The organism is Pseudomonas guariconensis, assembly GCF_024127895.1.
Taxonomy (GTDB): Bacteria; Pseudomonadota; Gammaproteobacteria; order Pseudomonadales; family Pseudomonadaceae; genus Aquipseudomonas; species Aquipseudomonas guariconensis_B.
This window is the reverse complement of the sequence record NZ_JAMYBK010000014.1, coordinates 1-17,038: the sequence shown is the minus strand read 5'-3', so window position 1 is coordinate 17,038 and position 17,038 is coordinate 1. Positions and strand designations below refer to the sequence as shown.

The following is a 17,038-nucleotide window of genomic DNA, read 5'->3' as shown; positions in this document are numbered from 1 at the left end:
ATGCCAGTCGGTTAAGCGGCGCTTCGTAGTCTAGGGCCTGGCAGCCCATTCGCGGGCAAGCCGGCTTCCCACGTTCTTTCAGCCAGCCTTCTGCTCGGCTTCCTTCAGTTCCTGGATCCGCCTGTCGATCAGTTGGCACTTGCCTGGCAGGTCCTTGCTCTGCGTATCCAGGTCCATGCCCTGCAACTCGTCGTTGATGTCCTTGGCTTTCTGCGGGTCTTGTTCGGTCAGTTGGGTGACGAGCTTGGCCAGCTCCTCGCGCTTTTCCGTCGCCTCTTCCGGCGTACAGGCCCAGGCGGGCAGGGCGCAGAGCAGGGTGGTCGCACACAGGATGCGCAGCAGTGGTTTCATCCCTCTTACCTCCGGCGTTGGCTATGCCCGGTGGAGGCGCGTGGATACGAGGAAGTTCAGCCCCAGCGACCAGCGGAGCGCTGTTTCGGGCGCGGCCGTCGATGTGGCGCTCGGGGCCGTGGTCGACTTCGACATGAGCTGCGCCACATCTGGCAGCGCCTGGGGATCGCCGGTAATGCGGAGCTGTTCAGGTTGTTCATCAACTATCTGGTCAAGAACAGTTGACCTGTTCAGTGACCAAGGTGAGGTTTGGCGGTCATGTCTATTCCCAATGCCTTCATCACGGCCAGGAACGACTTCAGCGTTGGATTGCCGTGTTCGCTGAAGGAGCGGTAGAGCTGTTCGCGAGACAAGCCGGTCTCTTTAGCCAGTTCGCTCATCCCCTTCGCCCGCGCCACAACGCCAACGGCCTTGGCAACATAGCTGGCATCCCCGGTTTCCAACGCGTCGGTCATGAATTGCGCAATGGCTTCCGGTGTCGTCAGGTAATCGGCCGCATCGAATTCAAAGAACGTTTCAGTCATTTTGCATCCTCCACCAACGCAGGATTTGATGGGCTGCCTTGATGTCGCGACGTTGGCTGTTCTTGTCACCACCGCAGAGCAGGATCACCAAGGTATCGCCGGTTTGGTGAAAATACACCCGGTAACCGGGGCCATAATGAACTCTGAGTTCACTTACACCATGGCCAACCGGGAAACGTCGCCAGGCAGGCCTTCCATCAGCCGGTTGATACGGGCAATGATCCGGACTGGGCGACGAGTTCCTCCCTCAGGCCGGACCGCGCGTGCCTGCCAAGCAAGCCATGAGCACTGCTCTCGATTCCGACGTGCTGGCTCAGCGCCAGCGCTGAGCATCCCGCGGAACGCCCCCGGCGCCTTTCCGGTCCCATGCTGTATACCCACCGTCCACAGCAGGAGGCCACCTCCATGAGCACCTACGACTGGGACCTGATCGAACGCTTGCTGCACGAGGTGCAAAACGGCGCCGGTCACAGTTTCACTCCTCGCCCCTATGCCGAGCAGCACGCCGCGGCGCTGGCTGCCAAAGGCCAGCCGGTGGGCGACCTGGATCAGTTGAAGACCCGTGCCTGCGAGTACGAGAAGATCCTCTTCGAGCGTGGTTTCATCGAGAGCCGGCCGGAGGAGGATGGGGGCAATGGCGAGAATTTCGTGCTCACCGAGCGTGGATCGCGCCTGCTCAGCCTGATCGACAGCAGCATCCCGGGTTTCGAGCACCCGCGCCAGGTACTCGACGAGCAGGACGACCCGCTGGACGAGATCACCTTCGAGCAGGTGTCGGCGAAGGCGCAGATCGCTTGAGGTCGTTTTGAGACTGGCAAGGGCCGTGGTGGAAACCCGATAATCGGGATCCATTTCGCTACTGCCGAGCCCTTGCCATGTCACCGAACCGCCACGGGGGCCGCCCATGAGTGCGGCCCGCAAGACCACCGACGCCTTCGCCCTGCAAGTGATGCTGGGGCTTTGCCTGATCTGGGGCAGCCAGCAGGTGATGATCAAGTGGGCCGCCAGCGACATCGCCCCGGTGATGCAGGCGGCCTTTCGTTCCGGGATCGCCGCGGTGCTGGTCGGCCTGCTGGTCTGCTGGCGGGGCGGCTGGGGACAGGTGGGCAGCACCTGGCGCGCCGGGTTGCTGGCCGGTGCGCTGTTCGGCCTGGAGTTTTTGTTCATCGCCGAGGGGCTGAAGCTGACCTCGGCGGCGCACATGTCGGTGTTCCTCTATACCGCACCGGTATTCACCGCCCTGGGCCTGCATTTCATGTTGCCGAGCGAGCGCCTGCGGTCGCTGCAGTGGCTGGGTATCCTGCTGTCCTTCGCCGGGATCGCCACGGCATTCGCCGGCGGGCTTTCGCTGGATGAGCTCGATGGCCGGGTCTTGCTCGGCGATGCCCTGGGGGTTCTGGCCGGCCTGGCCTGGGGCGCTACCACCGTGGTGGTGCGTGGCTCGCGGTTGTCGGAGGCACCGGCCGACCTGACCCTGTTCTACCAGTTGCTGGTGGGGTTCGTCGGGTTGCTGCTGATCGCCCTGGTCAGCGGACAGGTCGGCATGGTCGCGCTGACCCCGGTGGCCGTGGGTAGCGTGCTGTTCCAGGCGGTGGTGGTGTCGTTCGTCAGCTACCTCACCTGGTTCTGGCTGTTGCGCAAGTACCTGGCCTCGAACCTGGCTGTGTTTTCGTTCATCACGCCGCTGTTCGGGGTGACCTTTGGCGTGCTGTTGCTGGGCGAGCCGTTGAGCGTGAACTTCGTGCTGGGGGCGGTGATGGTGCTGCTTGGGGTCATATTGGTCAGTGCAGAGCCTTGGGTACGGCAGCAGTTGCGCAGGCTTGTCGGGTAGCAGGGGGAGTGCTGGCCCGCTAAAGGGCCTGTGCTGTCAGCACAATTGCGCAGGCCTGGATCCACCTGCAATAAGGAGAAACACTTGACCGACCGTCGAGGCCTGCCGTTTCCGCTTGATCCGCGTCAAACTCACCCCTATCTATGGGATTAGAGACATGCGTAATGCAGGACATCGGGCTATGATCTGTATGAAGCATCGCAGGATTGATTTACCTGAGGCTGACCCGTGAAGGGGGCGTTATGAACAATCGAATGTATAACTGGCTCCACGACCTCGCAGTCGCCCTGGGCTTGCTCCCACCACCGCTGCAGCCGGTACCGATCCCCACTGATGAGGAACAGCGCAAGCGCCAGCCGCGCCGCCGCTGAAATAAAAAGGCCGCCGCATCCTTCGATGCGGCGGCCTTTGGGTTTCATGGGCCTGTGTGAGGCAAGCCCGCATGTCGGTCAAGCGGCAGTGGGGCTGCTTTGCAGCCCATCGCCGGCGAACCGGCTCCTGCGAGGGGTTACGCCAGGTTCGCCGTCGCCACCGGGCGACGCGACAGCAGGCTGATCAGCACGAAGCTCACCAGGCCGATCGCCAGGCTGTAGTAGATCGGCGAGTTGGCATCCAACCCATCCTTGAACATGAAGAACAGCGCGGTGGTGAAACCCAGCGACATGCTGGCGATAGCCCCCGCGGTGGTCGCGCGTTTCCAGAAGATCGCGCCGATCAGCGGGATCAGCATGCCGCCCACCAGCAGGTTGTAGGCCAGGGTCAGGGCGCTGATCACGTCGTTCACCGCCAGGGCGATACCCAGTACCACCAGGCCGGTGATCAGGGTGAACAGGCGGTTCACGCCCAGGCTCGACTGCTTGCCGCCGCGCAGGCGGGGCAGCAGGTCCTCGGTCAGCGTGGTCGAGGCGGCGAGCAGGCCGGCGCTGGCGGTCGACATCATGGCCGCCAGGGCCGCCGCCATCAGCAGGCCACGGATACCATCGGGCAGGGTGGTCTTGATCATCGCCGCGAAGGCGTTGTTGGGGTTGGCCAGGTCCGGCATCAACACGTGGGCGGCCATGCCGATCAGGGCGCAGGCCAGGCCGTACAGCACGCAATAGATGCCGGCGGTGGTGCCGGCGCGCTGGCAGACCTTCTCGTCACGGGCGGTGAACACCCGCTGCCAGATGTCCTGGCCGATGAGAATGCCGAAGAAGTAGATCAGGAAGTAGGTGACGATGGTGTCCCAGCCGATGGTGGTCCAGTTGAAGCTGGCCGCCGGCAACTGCGCGACCAGTTGGTCCCAGCCGCCGACCTTGTACAGGCACACCGGCAGCAGGATGAACATCAGGCCGACGGTCTTGATGACGAATTGCACGATGTCGGTCAAGGTCAGTGACCACATGCCGCCGATGGTCGAGTAGACCACCACCACGCCACCGCCGAACAGCAGCGCCATCCAGAACGGTACGTCGAGCAGCACTTGCAGCACGGTGCCCATGGCCAGGGTCGAGGTCACGGCGATCATCAGCGCGTAGGCCAGCATGATCGCGGCGCTGGCCTGGCGTGCCATGGGGTTGTAGCGCCGCTCCAGGACCTGGGTCACGGTGAAGATGCGTAGGCGCAGCAAGGGCTTGGCCAGGAACAGGTTGAGGGCGATGATCCCCAGGCCCAGCGCGGCGCACAGCCAGAAGCCGGAGATGCCGTGGACGTAGCCCAGGCGCACGGTGCCGACGGTGGAGGCGCCGCCCAGCACGGTGGTGGCCATGGTGCCCATGTACAGGGTCGGGCCGAGGTTGCGCCCGGCCACCAGGTAGTCTTCGTGGGTCTTCGCCCGCCGCATGCCGTACCAGCCAAGCCCGAGCATGCCGGCGGCATAGATCAGTACAACGATGATGTCCAAGGCCATTGGGGGTCTCCCGATTATCTTTATTATGGCGAGATCGACCACCCGGGCGGGTTCACGGCGCCCGGAGGTCTCGTCTTGTGTTGGCGGGCCTCTATGGCCCTCCCGGATGGCTCCTGCCGGGGTCCAGCAAGCCAGCATCGCGCCCTTGTGCAGGGGCGGCCTGGATCAGCGACGTACGACGCCCGGCAGCACGCAGAGCATCTCGAACAGCAGGTTGGCCCCCAGCAGCGAGGTGTTGCCGGTGGTGTCGTAGGGCGGGGAGACTTCGACCAGGTCACAGCCGATCAGGTCCAGGCCGTGGCAGCCGCGAATGATCTCCATCGCCTGGATGGTGGTCAAGCCGCCGATTTCCGGGGTGCCGGTGCCCGGCGCCCAGGCCGGGTCGATGCCGTCGATGTCGAACGACAGGTACACCGGGCCGCCGCCGACTTTCTCGCGCACCTCGGCCATCAGCGGCTCCAGCGATTTGTGCCAGCACTCTTCGGCCTGGACCACGCGGAAACCCTGGCGGCGGCTCCAGTTGAAGTCGTCGGCGGTGTAGCCCTGGGCACGCAGGCCGATCTGCACCACGCGCTGGCAATCGAGCAGGCCTTCTTCCACGGCGCGGCGGAAGGTGGTGCCGTGGGCGATCTTCTCGCCGAACATGTGGTCGTTGACGTCGGCGTGGGCGTCGATGTGCACCAGGCCGATCTTGCCGTGCTTCTTGTGCAGGGCGCGCAGGATCGGCAGGGTGATGGTGTGGTCGCCACCCAGGGTGAGGGGGATGATGTTGTGTTCGAGGATCTCATCGTAGGCCTGCTCAATGATGCGCACCGCATCGAGCAGGTTGAAAGTGTTGATCGCCACGTCGCCGATGTCGGCTACCGACAGCGAATCGAACGGTGCGGCACCGGTGGCCATGTTGTACGGGCGGATCATCACCGACTCGGCGCGGATCTGCCGCGGACCGAAACGGGTACCCGAGCGCAGCGAGGTGCCGATGTCCAGCGGCACGCCGATGAACGCGGCGTCCAGGCCTTCGGCGCTTTGCAGGTGGGGAAGACGGAGCATGGTGGCGATGCCGCCGAAACGCGGCATTTCGTTGCCGCCCAGTGGTTGGTGGAGAATCTTTTCCACGATGGGCCTCATCAGTCGGTCGATTGTTCTGTTTGTTCGAACCTGTGCCGTGGCACGCCTGGCTGGCGCTTGGGGCCGACGGGCAGGGACATTGCGGCCAAGTCTGCGCAAGGTAGTGGGCGAGAAGAATCGCTACAGGCAAAAACTTACTTCAGAAATTTCTGAACTAACGGCGCTGGGCCGGGTTAGACTCTGGCCATTTCCACCCTGCGGAACCGTTGCACCATGGCCTCGACCCTGCCCGATCTGAAACTGCTGCGTATCTTCGTCAGCGTGGTGCGCCATCAGGGCTTCGCCAACGCCCAGCGCGAGCTGAACCTGTCCACCTCGGCCATCAGTACTTACATGAGCCAGCTGGAAAGCACCCTGGGCATCGTCCTCTGTCACCGTGGCCGCGGTGGTTTCAGCCTGACCAGCAAGGGCGAGCTGTTCCACCAGGAGACCCTGCGCCTGCTGGCGGAGCTGGACGGCTTCGAGCAGTACGCCGCAGCGCTCAAGGGCGAGCTGCGCGGCACCCTCAATCTCGGGGTCATCGACTCCACCGTCGGTGACCGCGCCTTGCCCCTGGCCGAGGCCATCGGCGCCTACAGCCAAGAGCACCCGGCGGTGCATTTGCACCTGTCGGTCTCCAGCCCCTACGAGCTGCAACTGGGGGTGCAGGACAATCGCCTGGACCTGGCCATCGGCGCCTTCTCTTCGCGCATGAGCGGGCTGGTCTACCAACCCCTTTACCGTGAACAGCACTGGCTGTATTGCAGCAGCCGCCACCCGTTGTTCGGCGAGCGGCGCATCCCCGAGCAGGTGATCACCCAGCAGCGCATGGTCGGCCGAGGCTACTGGAGCCAGGCGGAGCTGGCCCGGCATGGCTTCAAGCACAGCGCGGCGACGGTGGAGAGCATGGAGGCACAGTTGATCCTGATCCTGTCCGGCGCCTACATCGGCTACCTGCCCGAGCACTATGCCCAGGCCTGGGTCGACAAGGGCGACTTGCGGGTATTGTCCCCGGCCACCTTCGGTTACCAGGCACCGTTTTCCCTCATCATCCGCCGTGGACGCAGCCGGGAACCCTTGATCCAGACATTCCGCGACCTGCTCAAGTCGCAGTTGAACGTCAACTGACGCAGGTCGTGTTCAAGACACTTCGTCATGCCGTAAAAATTTCCTACAAACTCGGCCCCAGGGGTAGTGGCATTCTGCTAAACATCTAGGTGTCCTGATAAAATTTCCCACCTCCAATGAAGCAAGGACCGCCCAGATGCGCATGAACTTGCCCGTCACTGAGCACGAAAGAACCTTCCCCACCGACCAGCGGCTGATCTCCACCACCGACCTGAACAGCCGCATCACCTACTGCAATGATGCATTCGTGGCGATCAGCGGCTTCACCTACGACGAGCTGGTCGGCCAGACGCACAACCTGGTGCGCCATCCCGACATGCCGCCCGCGGTATTTGGTCACATGTGGGAGACCATCAAGCAGGGCAAACCGTGGATGGGGGTGATCAAGAACCGCGCCAAGAACGGTGATTTCTACTGGGTCAGCGCCTATGTCACGGCGATCTACGAGAATGGCCGCATCAGTGGCTACGAGTCGGTGCGCTCGGTGCCGACCCGCGAGCAGATTCGCCGGGCCGAGGCGCTCTATGCCCGCCTGCGGGCCGGGCGCTCGCCGGTGCCCTGGGCCGCACGCCTGGGACACGGGTTGAGGCATGGCCTGCCGCTGATCGGCGCGGGACTGGTGTCGGCCGCCGGCTACCTCTGGCTGCCGCAGTACGCGGCGCTGGCGCTGCTGATGGCAAGTTTGCTGGGCGCCTGGTACTGGGTCGAGCATCGGCAGAACCAGGCTATCCGGCGCACCCTCGACGAGCATCCCAAGGCCTTCACCAGCCCGCTGGTGGCCCTGACCTACAGCGATAACCCGGGGCTGCAGGGGCAGTTGGACCTGGCCATCATCAGCGAGGAGGCCCGGTTGCAGACGGCGCTCACCCGTCTGGTGGATGCGGGCGTGGGGGTCAAGTCGCGGGCCGCGCAGTCGGCCGATCTGTCCGATGCGCAGGCGCAGATGCTCGATCGCCAGCGCAGCGAGACCGACCAGTCGGCCACCGCCATCGCACAGATGGCGGCGACGATCCAGGAGGTCACCCACAACGTGCAGAACACCGCCCATGCCGCGAGCGACGCCGACCAGCTGGCCCAGCAGGGCAGCGAACTGGCGCAGCAGAGCCTGCAGGCGATGGGCAGCATGAGCGATGCGGTCAACGACATCGGCCAGGCGGTCAATGCCCTGGCCGAGCAGACCCAGTCGATCGGCAGCGTGGTGGACGTGATCACCTCCATCGCCGAGCAGACCAACCTGCTGGCGCTCAATGCCGCGATCGAGGCGGCGCGTGCCGGCGAGCAGGGGCGGGGGTTCGCCGTGGTGGCCGATGAGGTGCGTTCCCTGGCCCAGCGGACCCGCGCCTCCACCGAGGAAATCCACCAGATCATCGCGTCCCTGCGCAGCGGTGCCGAGCGGGCGGTGACCACGGCCAGCCGTGGCGAGCAGATCTCCCGCGATAGCGTGCACAGCGTCGAGGCGGTGCAGCAGGCATTGGCCGGTATCGTCCAGGCGGTCAGCCGCATCACCGGCATGAGCCAGCAGATGGCCACGGCTTCGGAACAGCAGAGCCATGTCGCCGAGGACATCAACCAGCAGATCGTGCGGATCGCTCATCTGTGCGACGAGAGCGCGGGGCAGGCCAAGCAGGGGGCCGAGATCAGCCAGGACCTCGAGCGCATGGCCGAGTACCTGCACAGCCTGGCCGAACGTTTCAACCGTTGAGGTTTCGTCTCCCCCACAGGGAAGTGGGGCTTTTGCGCTGGGCTGTGGCACACTGCGCTCGGTAAGGAGAAGCCGATGTCCAGACCCCGCTGCGAACGCTGCCTGCGTCCGCTCGACCACTGCCTTTGCCCGCTGATTCCCCGCCTCGACAGCCGCACCCGTGTGCTTTTGTTGCAGCACCCGAGTGAACGTTCGCATGCCTTGAATACCGCCCGATTGGCTGCCCTTGGCCTGGTCAATGCCGAGTTGCGCGTGGGTGAGGTGTTCGACGACCTGGACGCGCTGCTGGCCGCTTCGGGGTATCGGCCGGTATTGCTGTTCCCCGGAGAATCGGCGCAGGGGCTGACGGCCTGCACCGACGCCGACGACAGGCCGTTGCTGCTGGTCGTACCCGATGGCACCTGGCGCAAGGCACGCAAGCTGCTGTACCTGAACCCGCTGCTGGAGGCCCTGCCGCGCGTGACCTTGGAGCAGGCCGAGCCTTCACGCTACCGGCTGCGCAAGGCGCCTGGGCCGGGGGCGTTGTCGACCATCGAGGCGCTGGTGCAGGCGTTGAACGTGCTGGAGGGGGAGGGGCGCTTCGATGCGTTGCTGCGGCCGTTCGATGCGTTGATCGAGGGGCAGATCAGGGCCATGGGCGACGAGACGTTCGGGCGCAATCATGGGGCTGCGAAGCAGCCCCAATAGGCGCACTGCTCCAAACCGCGATCACCGCTCACGCAACGCCTCGGTCCGGGCCTTGAGCACCGGCTTCAACAGGTAGTCGAGCACGCTCTTGCGCCCGGTGATGATATCCACCGTGGCCACCATCCCCGGAATGATCAGCAGTGGCTTGTCATCCCCGCCGAGGTGGTTCTTCTCGGTCCGCACCTGGATCAGGTAGAACGCATTGCCCTTGTCATCGGTGACGGTATCGGCACCGATCAACTCCAGCGTGGCCTTCAACCCGCCGTAGATGGTGTAGTCGTAGGCGCTGAACTTGACCATCGCCGTCTGCCCCGGATGCAGGAAGGCCACGTCCTGTGGCCGGACCTTGGCCTCGATCAGCAGGTTGTCCTCGATCGGCACGATCTCCACCAGGTCGCTGCCCGGCTGCACCACGCCGCCGATGGTGTTGACCTTGAGCAGCTTGACGATGCCGCGCACCGGCGACACCACGGAGGTGCGCTTGACCCGGTCGTCGATGGCGATGCTGGAGGCGGTGATCTTCGACAGCTCCGTGCGTTTGTCGTTGAGTTCCTTGGCCGCCTCGGAGCGGAAGGTGGCCTCGGACTCCTGGATCTTGCTCTTGATCTCCGCCACCGCCGCTTCGGCCCGGGGGATCGCCAGGTTGGTGGCGTTGAGCTGGCCGCGGGCCTCGACCGTGCGCTGCTTCAGGCGCAGGATCTCCACCGGCGAGATGGCGCCGGTCCCCACCAGCGGCGTCGACATGTTCAACTCCTGCTGCAGCAACGACAGTGCCGAGCGGTACTGCTCGACCTTGGAGCGGAACTCGGCCAGCTCCTGGGTCTTCTGCCGCAGTTGCTCGTTGAGGGTCTGCTTCTCGCTGGCCAGGCGGCGCTGGCGCGACGTGTACAAGGCCATCTCGTCCTCGGCCACCTGCGGGGCCTTGCTGCGAACCTCTTCCGAGAGCTCGAGTGGACGCCCTTCGGACTCGGCCGACAGACGCTCGACCTGCGCGGTCAGGGCATAGCGGTCGGCCTCGCTCTCGCCCTTGTTGGACAAAAAGCGCGTGTCGTCCAGGCGCAGCAGGGTGGCGCCCTTGTCGACCATCTGCCCCTCGCGGGCGAAGATCTCGGTGACGATCCCGCCTTCGAGGTTCTGCACCACCTGCACCTTGCTCGACGGGATGGCCTTGCCCTCGCCCACGGTCACTTCGTCGAGCACGGCGAAGTGGGCCCAGACCAGGGCCACCAGCAACAGCAGGGCGGCCAGCCACACGGTCAGGCGCGACAGGCGCGGCGAATCCTGCAAGGTGGCGCCGGCCAGTTCCGGCATGTAGTCGCGTTCGGCAGCCTTGGACGAGCCCGGCAGGGCGCTGCGTACGTTGTGGCCGAGGGACATGGACATACCTCCTAGAGGGCCGTGCCGATGCGGCCCTTGCGCAGGGCGTCGATGACCGCGTCCTTCGGCCCGTCGGCGACGATCTTGCCGTTGTCCAGCACCAGCAGCCGGTCCACCAGGCTGAGCATCGAGGTGCGGTGGGTGACCAGCAACACCGTCTTGCCCGGTACCCAGGCCTGCAGGCGCTGGCGCAGTTGCTCCTCGCTGCTGTTGTCCATGTGGCTGGTGGGTTCGTCGAGGATCAGGATCGGTGGCTCCAGCAGCAGTGCCCGAGCCAGCAGCACGGCCTGGCGCTGGCCGCCGGAAAGCAACTGGCCGCGCTCACCCACTGGTCGGTCGAAACCTTGCGGGTGCTGGCGGGCCAGTTCGCTGACGCCGGTCAGCTCGGCCACCTCGAGCATGCGTGCGTCGCTGACGTGGCGGGCGCCGAGGGTGAGGTTGTCGCGCAGGCTGCCAGCCAGCAGCGGCAGGTCATGGGCGACATAGCCCAACTGGGCGCGCAGGTCGGCGACATCCAGCTGGCGCAGGTCCAGGTTGTCCAGCAGGACCTGGCCTTCGTCCGGGTGGTGAAAGCCCATCAGCAGGCGGGCCAGGGTGCTCTTGCCCGAGCCGCTGCGGCCGATGATGCCGATGCGCTCGCCAGGTTGGACGCTCAGCCTCACGTCCTGCAGGGCAGGGGCGGCCTGGCCCGGGTAGCGGAAGGTGACATGGCTCAGGGCCAGGCCGCCCTTGAGCGTGGTATGGGCCAGGGCCTGCTGTTCGGGCTGACGTTCCTGGGGCAGGGCCATCAACGCATCGGTGCTGCGCATGGTCAATTGGGCCTGCTGGTAGCGGGTGATCAGCCCGGCGATCTGGCCCAGCGGCGCCAGCACCCGACTGCCGAGCATGTAGGTGGCGACCAGGGCGCCGACGCTGAGGTTGCCGGCAATGATGCTGTAGACCCCGGCGACGATGGTCGCCATGCCGCAGAACTGCTGGATGAACAGCGTGCCATTGCTGGCCAGGGACGACAGGTTGCGGGCATGGGCATCGAGCCGGGCCATGGCGCCGTTGGTGTGCTCCCACTGGTACTGGCGCTCGCTCTCGGCGCCGCAGGCCTTGAGGGTTTCCAGCCCGCCCAGGGTCTCGATCAGCAGGGCCTGGCGGACCGCGCCCAGGCTCAGGCTCTTTTGCACCGTGTCGCGCAGGCGCACCTGGATGAACAAGGCAAAGCCCACGGCCACGGGGAAGGCCACCAGCGGGATCAGCACCAGCCAGCCGCCGAGCAGGCCGATCACCAGCAGCATCAAGGCCACGAAGGGCAGGTCGATGATGCTGGTCAGGGTCACCGCAGTGAGGAATTCGCGCAGGCCCTGGAAGTCGTGGATGCTTTGGGCGAACCCCCCGATGGTGGCGGGCCGGGCTTTCATCGCCATGCCGGTGATGCGTTCGAAAAGGGTGGCGGAGAGGATCAGGTCGGTCTTCTTGCCGGCCTGGTCCAGCAAGTGGGCGCGCACCGTGCGCAACACCAGCTCGAAGGCGGTGCCGATGAACAGGCCAGCGACCAGTACCCAGAGGGTCGACAGAGCCTGGTTGGGGACCACCCGATCATAGGTCTGCATGACGAACAGCGGCACCATCAAGCCCAGCAGGTTGATCAGCAGGCTGGCCAGCAGGGCGTCGCCATACAGCCAGCGGGAGTGCTTCAAGGTGTCGCGGAACCAGGCCTCGACCCTCGGCAGCAGGGGGCTGCGCAGGTTCTCCAGGGTATGCCGGGGGCGGGCGAACAGGGCTTGGCCAGCGTAGGCCTGTTCCAGTGCCTGGCGCTCGACCCACTGCTCGCCGCCTTCGGCCTCGCACGGCAGGATCAGCGCCCGGCCGTCATCGCCCCAGCGCTGCAGCACGGCGCTGCGGCCCTCGTCGAGCAGTAGCAGCACCGGCAGGTTGAGCGGCGAGATGGCGGCCAGCTCCCGGCGCAACAGACGGGCCTGCAGGCCGGCACGGGCGGCGGCGCGGGGCAGCAGGTCCTGGGCCAGCCGTTGCTCGGCCAGGGGCAGCCCGCTGCACAGGCTGGCGCGGCTGGCCGTGCAGCCGTGCAGCCGGCACAGGATCAGCAGGCCATCGAGCAGCGGATCATCAACATCCAGGCGCGGCTGCGCGCTTTGCATACTGGTCACGATGGCCTACTCCTGCCGCGGTGGGGGCCCGATCCGAACGATCCAGTTTCGTGCCGGCTCAACGCATCTCGGGCAACCTGGCCTGGTTGCGTACTTCGCTCTTGGCGATGGCTTCCGGTGGCAGCGAGATACGCTGCTTGCCCAGCAACTGGCCCATGGTCGCCAGGACCCGGTACATGGAGAACTCCTCGGTGTAGCGCACCTCGGTGTAGCGACGGTTGGCGTTGTACAGCTCGTTCTCGCTGTCGAGCAGGTCGAGCAAGGTGCGCTGGCCGAGGCCGAACTGGTCCTGGTAGGCCGCGCGTACCCGTTGGGTGGTCTCGGCGTACTCGCGGGCGGTCGGGGTCTGCTTGCGGGCGTTGTTCATGGCGTTCCAGGCCAGGCTCAGGTTCTCGTTGAGCTCGCGCAGGGCATTGTTGCGAATGTCCATGGCCTGGTTGATCTTGTGGGCGTCCGATTGCAGGCGCGCCTTGTCGCTGCCGCCACGGAACAGGTTGTAACTGAGCTCGACGCCAGCCTGCCAGTCGTTGTTGTCGTGGCCGCGCTGGCCGGCGATGTTGTTGTTGGCACCGGTGGCCAGCACGGCGTCCAGGCGTGGGTAGAACGGCGACTTGGCCACTTCGTACTGCTGCTCGGCAGCGTTCACGTCGGCCTGGGCCGATTTCAGGTAGGGGTTGTTCTCCAGCATGCCCTGGCGCGCCTGCTCCAGGGAGGAGGGCACCTCGCCCTTGATGGTCACCGGCGTTTCCAGCTCGTCGGGCAGGCGCCCGACCACGCTGTAGAAGTTGGCTTCGGCGTCGGCCAGGTCGACTTCGGCGGTGTCCAGGTTGTTCTCTGCCAGGGCCCGGCGGGCGCGGGACTGGTCGAGGTCGGCGGTGCTGCCCACGCCACGTTCGCTGCGCAGGCCGATCTGGTCGTTGACCCGCAGGTGGGCCTGCAGGTTGTTCTTGGCCAGGGTCACCAGTTCACGGCGCTTGAGCACTTCGAGGTAGACCTCGACGGCGCGCAGGGCCACGGTCTCGGCCGTGGCCTGGGTGAAGTAGGCACGCGAGTTGGCCACCGCCTCGGTGCGGCCCACTTCGTTGGCGGTGTTGAAGCCGTCGAACAGCATCTGCCGCAGGCGCAGTTCCGACTGGGTGTAGCTGAGGGTTTCCTTGTTGTGGTTGCGCGTCCCGTCTGGGTTGAAGCCGCGGGTATTGGTGTTGTCCGAGCGCTGGCGGCCGTAGCCGCCGACCAGGTCGACGCTTGGGTAGTAACCCCCGCGGGCGAACTTCACATCCTCGTCGGCGGAAAGCCGGCTGTTGCGGCTGGCACTGATCTCCGGATGCTGGTCCACGGCGCTCTGGACGGCCTCCGTGATCGACATCGCCTGAACGTTGGCACACGCCATGGCCAACAGAATTGCACTGGTGATGGGGGTCAGAACGCGCATGGGGTACATCTCCCTGGTCTCGAATGAGGTCCTGCGATCGCCAAAAAAATGACGAAAAAAGCAGGGTGAAACCGTTTCAGGTTTGTAACAACAGAGCTAAGAACATTTATCGGGCCAGCTAAGAAGAATTTTTCATAAACGCTATGCGAAAAAAAACTTATGCGGTCCAGGAAATACCGGACATTGTTCTAGTCATGGACCGGTAAAACCCACTGCATTCGGCGTTTTTCGGGCGTCAGAAAAAGTTCCAGATTTTTTGCAGCTAAGGACACAGGCGACAACGGCAAAGATGGAATTTGGCGACAAAAAATTGTCATTAAATAGTGGCCATTTTCCATCAGTCTATCGTCGGATCCGTCCCGGCAGGGGGCGTTCGTCGTCCTCGTGACCACAGTGGCCCGAGGTGTACGAGACGGGCCGCTGGCCGCTTGGGCAGGCCTATCCGTCGCTGCGAAAAGCCTATCGGCAGGGGAGGCATGCGCATGGCTAAGTCAGTCGGTGTGGTCAGCAAGGTAGTCGGCCAGGTATTGGCGGTAGGTAGCGACGGTGGCCGTCGCCTGCTGGTGGAGGGCGACCGCCTGTTCGCCGGCGAACAGCTGGTAACCGGCGCCGCCGGTGCCGTGGCGGTGCGTTTGCACAACGGCGCCGAGCTCACCTTGGGCCGCGACAGTAGCCTGGAGATGACCACGGACCTGCTGGCCAACCGCGCCCCTCCTGTACAGACCCACGACACGCCGCCCAGCCAGGCCCAGCTCAGCGATGTCGAGCGCTTGCAACAGGCCATCGCCGCGGGCGCCGACCCGACCGAAGAAGCCGAGGCCCCCGCCGCGGGCAACAATGCCAATGGTGCCCCAGGCGCCCTGGGCGGCGGTCACACATTCGTGATGCTGACCGAGGTCGCCGGGCGGGTCGATCCGCAGATCGGCTTCCCCACGGCGGGCTTCAATGGCATTCCGGAGCTTGCCAACCGCTACCTGGGCGAGCGTAGCGTGGACGGCGACGGCAACCGGGGTGCACCGCTGCAGCCACCGCCGGTGAACCCGCCGGAGGATCACCCGGTGAGCCTGGAGGGGCTGGACGTCAAGCCTGGCGAGTTGCTGCTGGACGAGGCCCACCTGCCCGAGGGCTCGGCCGCCGACCCGTCGGCGCTGACCCAGCATGGCAGTTTCACGGTGGTGGCGCCCGATGGTGTGTTCAACCTCAGTGTCGGTGGTATCAGTGTGGTCACCGGTGGGGTGGTGACGGGCGTCGGCCAATCCATCACCACGCCCTTGGGCAATGTGCTCACCATCACCGGCTACGACTCGGCCACTGGCGTGGTGAGCTACAGCTACACCCTCAGCGGTGCCGAGCAGCACCCGAACGGGGCGGGGAGCAACACGCTGGGCGAGCACTTCCCGGTGCTGGTCAGCGACAGCGATGGCGATGTCGCCACTGGTTCGCTGGATGTGATCATCCGCGACGACGTGCCCAAGGCACGGGATGACACCAACGCCGTCACCGCCACCGAGCAGCACACCGAACTGACCGGCAATGTCCTGGCCAACGACCTGCAGGGCGCCGACCGTGTGCCGAGCGGCCCGGTGGTGGCCGGTACCTTCACCGGTACCTACGGCACCCTGGTGCTGGCTGCCGATGGTTCCTACACCTACACGCTCAACACCAACGATCCGGACTTCAAGAACCTGCCCGGTGGCGGCAAGGGGGTGGAAACCTTCACCTACACCCTTCGCGATGCCGATGGCGATACCAGCACCGCAACCCTGACCCTGAACGTCAGCAACCTGGACGACCCGGTGACCTTGGGCGGCCTGGACGTGAAAGGTGGCGAACTGACCGTGCACGAGAAGCACCTGGCCGATGGCAGCGCACCGAACCCGAGCGCCCTGACCCAGGCCAGCACCTTCACCGTGAGTGCGCCGGACGGCCTGCAGAGCCTGAACGTCGGCGGCATCAGCGTGGTCAGCGGCGGCACCGTGGCGGGCTTCCCACAGTCGATCACCACGCCCTTGGGCAATACCCTGACCATCACCGGCTACGACCCTGCCACCGGGGTGGTGAGCTACAGCTATACCCTGCTCGACAACGAGGGGCATCCCAACGGCGGCGGCAACAACAGCCTGCAGGAGCAGTTCACCGTCATAGCCAAGGATACCGATGGCAGTACCGCCACCGGCAGCCTGGACGTGAACATCGTCGATGACGTGCCTACGGCCGAAGCCGACACCGCCAGCGTGGTCGAGGGCGGCACCGTCAGCGGCAATGTCCTGCACAACGATCAGTTGGGGGCCGACCAGGCAGGCACCGGCAATGTGGTGGTGGGGGCACGGGCCGGCGCCGACACCTCGACGTCGGCGATCGGCAACCTGAACACTGCCATCGTCGGCCAGTACGGCACGTTGACCATCGATGCGGCGGGCAACGCGGTCTACCAGGCCAACCCGAACGCAGTTGCCCCGCCCGGCGCCAGCGATGTGTTCGTCTATACCATTCGCGATACGGATGGCGATGAGAGCACCACGACCATCACCATCAACGTGAACGACTGTTCACTGATCGCCGCTTCGGATAGCGAAGTGACCGTTTATGAGAAAGCCCTTGATCTGCTCAAAGACGGCAATGACCTGGCGGCCGGTACTGTCGAGGGTAGCGATCCGAATTCGACAGGCGAGACTGCCTCTGGGTCTTTGGCCGGTTCCGTCAGTGGCGGTGTGGGTGCGCTGACGTTCAGTCTGGTGGGTAATGCCGTCGGTCAATACGGCCAGATTCAGCTGAACAGCGATGGCACCTACACCTATACGCTGACCTCGGCGCCGCAGTCGCCGAACCCTGGCAACGACGGTCCGAATACCGTC

The 17,038-nt window shown here is 65.1% G+C and carries 13 protein-coding genes and 3 pseudogenes; 8 read left to right on the top strand and 8 right to left on the bottom strand.

Going from position 1 to position 17,038, the window contains the following annotated elements; all coding sequences use genetic code 11:
- Positions 1-78 precede the first annotated feature (78 nt).
- The 3 genes and pseudogenes from NJF35_RS15305 to NJF35_RS15295 all read right to left on the bottom strand — a co-directional run bounded on the left by NJF35_RS15305 (position 79) and on the right by NJF35_RS15295 (position 1,208).
- Positions 79-351 (bottom strand): hypothetical protein, encoded by a 273-nt coding sequence (locus NJF35_RS15305; protein WP_225789772.1) that lies wholly within the window; start codon positions 349-351, stop codon positions 79-81.
- 230 nt (positions 352-581) lie between these two features.
- Complete coding sequence (locus tag NJF35_RS15300) at positions 582-875, bottom strand: addiction module antidote protein (RefSeq protein ID WP_253091233.1); 294 nt, start codon at positions 873-875, stop codon at positions 582-584.
- Positions 868-1,208 (bottom strand): annotated as a pseudogene (locus NJF35_RS15295) (type II toxin-antitoxin system RelE/ParE family toxin). Before NJF35_RS15295 ends, NJF35_RS15300 begins: the two are co-directional and overlap by 8 nt.
- A 72-nt stretch (positions 1,209-1,280) precedes the next feature.
- Between NJF35_RS15295 and NJF35_RS15290 the strand changes: the two are divergent.
- The 3 genes from NJF35_RS15290 (at position 1,281) to NJF35_RS24730 (ending at position 3,077) form a co-directional block, all read left to right on the top strand.
- Positions 1,281-1,673: a transcriptional regulator gene (locus tag NJF35_RS15290; protein ID WP_225789770.1), complete on the top strand. Its 393-nt coding sequence runs from the start codon at positions 1,281-1,283 to the stop codon at positions 1,671-1,673.
- A 106-nt stretch (positions 1,674-1,779) separates the two neighbouring features.
- On the top strand, positions 1,780-2,706 hold the full coding sequence (locus NJF35_RS15285; RefSeq protein ID WP_253091232.1) for a DMT family transporter: 927 nt from the start codon (positions 1,780-1,782) through the stop codon (positions 2,704-2,706).
- Between the two features lie 242 nt (positions 2,707-2,948).
- Positions 2,949-3,077: a PA1414 family protein gene (locus NJF35_RS24730; protein ID WP_256543834.1), complete on the top strand. Its 129-nt coding sequence runs from the start codon at positions 2,949-2,951 to the stop codon at positions 3,075-3,077.
- Positions 3,078-3,214: 137 nt separating this feature from the next.
- On the opposite strand, the gene NJF35_RS15280 is transcribed toward NJF35_RS24730, so the two are convergent.
- Both NJF35_RS15280 and speB read right to left on the bottom strand, forming a co-directional pair.
- On the bottom strand, positions 3,215-4,594 hold the full coding sequence (locus NJF35_RS15280; RefSeq protein WP_225789768.1) for a sodium:solute symporter: 1,380 nt from the start codon (positions 4,592-4,594) through the stop codon (positions 3,215-3,217).
- A gap of 165 nt (positions 4,595-4,759) precedes the next feature.
- Positions 4,760-5,710 carry an agmatinase gene (gene speB / locus NJF35_RS15275; protein ID WP_225789767.1) on the bottom strand — a complete coding sequence of 317 codons (951 nt, stop codon included), beginning with the start codon at positions 5,708-5,710 and terminating at the stop codon, positions 4,760-4,762.
- 225 nt (positions 5,711-5,935) lie between these two features.
- Here speB and NJF35_RS15270 point away from each other — a divergent pair, with 225 nt between their 5' ends.
- The 4 genes and pseudogenes from NJF35_RS15270 to NJF35_RS15260 all read left to right on the top strand — a co-directional run bounded on the left by NJF35_RS15270 (position 5,936) and on the right by NJF35_RS15260 (position 9,218).
- On the top strand, positions 5,936-6,829 hold the full coding sequence (locus NJF35_RS15270) for a LysR family transcriptional regulator (protein WP_225789766.1): 894 nt from the start codon (positions 5,936-5,938) through the stop codon (positions 6,827-6,829).
- Positions 6,830-6,965: 136 nt separating this feature from the next.
- Positions 6,966-7,268, top strand: a pseudogene (locus tag NJF35_RS24900) (PAS domain-containing protein); the annotation flags it as partial.
- A 282-nt stretch (positions 7,269-7,550) separates the two neighbouring features.
- Positions 7,551-8,531, top strand: a pseudogene (locus NJF35_RS24895) (methyl-accepting chemotaxis protein); the annotation flags it as partial.
- A 75-nt stretch (positions 8,532-8,606) separates the two neighbouring features.
- The gene (locus NJF35_RS15260) at positions 8,607-9,218 is read left to right on the top strand and encodes a tRNA-uridine aminocarboxypropyltransferase (protein ID WP_225789764.1); all 612 of its coding nucleotides are present in this window, start codon (positions 8,607-8,609) and stop codon (positions 9,216-9,218) included.
- Between the two features lie 21 nt (positions 9,219-9,239).
- On the opposite strand, the gene NJF35_RS15255 is transcribed toward NJF35_RS15260, so the two are convergent.
- The 3 genes from NJF35_RS15255 to NJF35_RS15245 form a co-directional block, all read right to left on the bottom strand.
- A complete protein-coding gene (locus NJF35_RS15255) occupies positions 9,240-10,595 on the bottom strand; it encodes an HlyD family type I secretion periplasmic adaptor subunit (RefSeq protein ID WP_253091231.1) in 1,356 nt (451 codons plus the stop codon).
- Positions 10,596-10,606: 11 nt separating this feature from the next.
- Entirely contained in the window at positions 10,607-12,742 is a 2,136-nt protein-coding gene (locus NJF35_RS15250) for a type I secretion system permease/ATPase (protein WP_225789850.1), read from the bottom strand.
- Between the two features lie 67 nt (positions 12,743-12,809).
- The gene (locus NJF35_RS15245) at positions 12,810-14,183 is read right to left on the bottom strand and encodes a TolC family outer membrane protein (RefSeq protein WP_253080915.1); all 1,374 of its coding nucleotides are present in this window, start codon (positions 14,181-14,183) and stop codon (positions 12,810-12,812) included.
- A gap of 482 nt (positions 14,184-14,665) precedes the next feature.
- Between NJF35_RS15245 and NJF35_RS15240 the strand changes: the two genes are divergently transcribed.
- Positions 14,666-17,038: retention module-containing protein (locus tag NJF35_RS15240; protein ID WP_253091230.1), on the top strand; the 2,373-nt coding region annotated here is incomplete at its 3' end.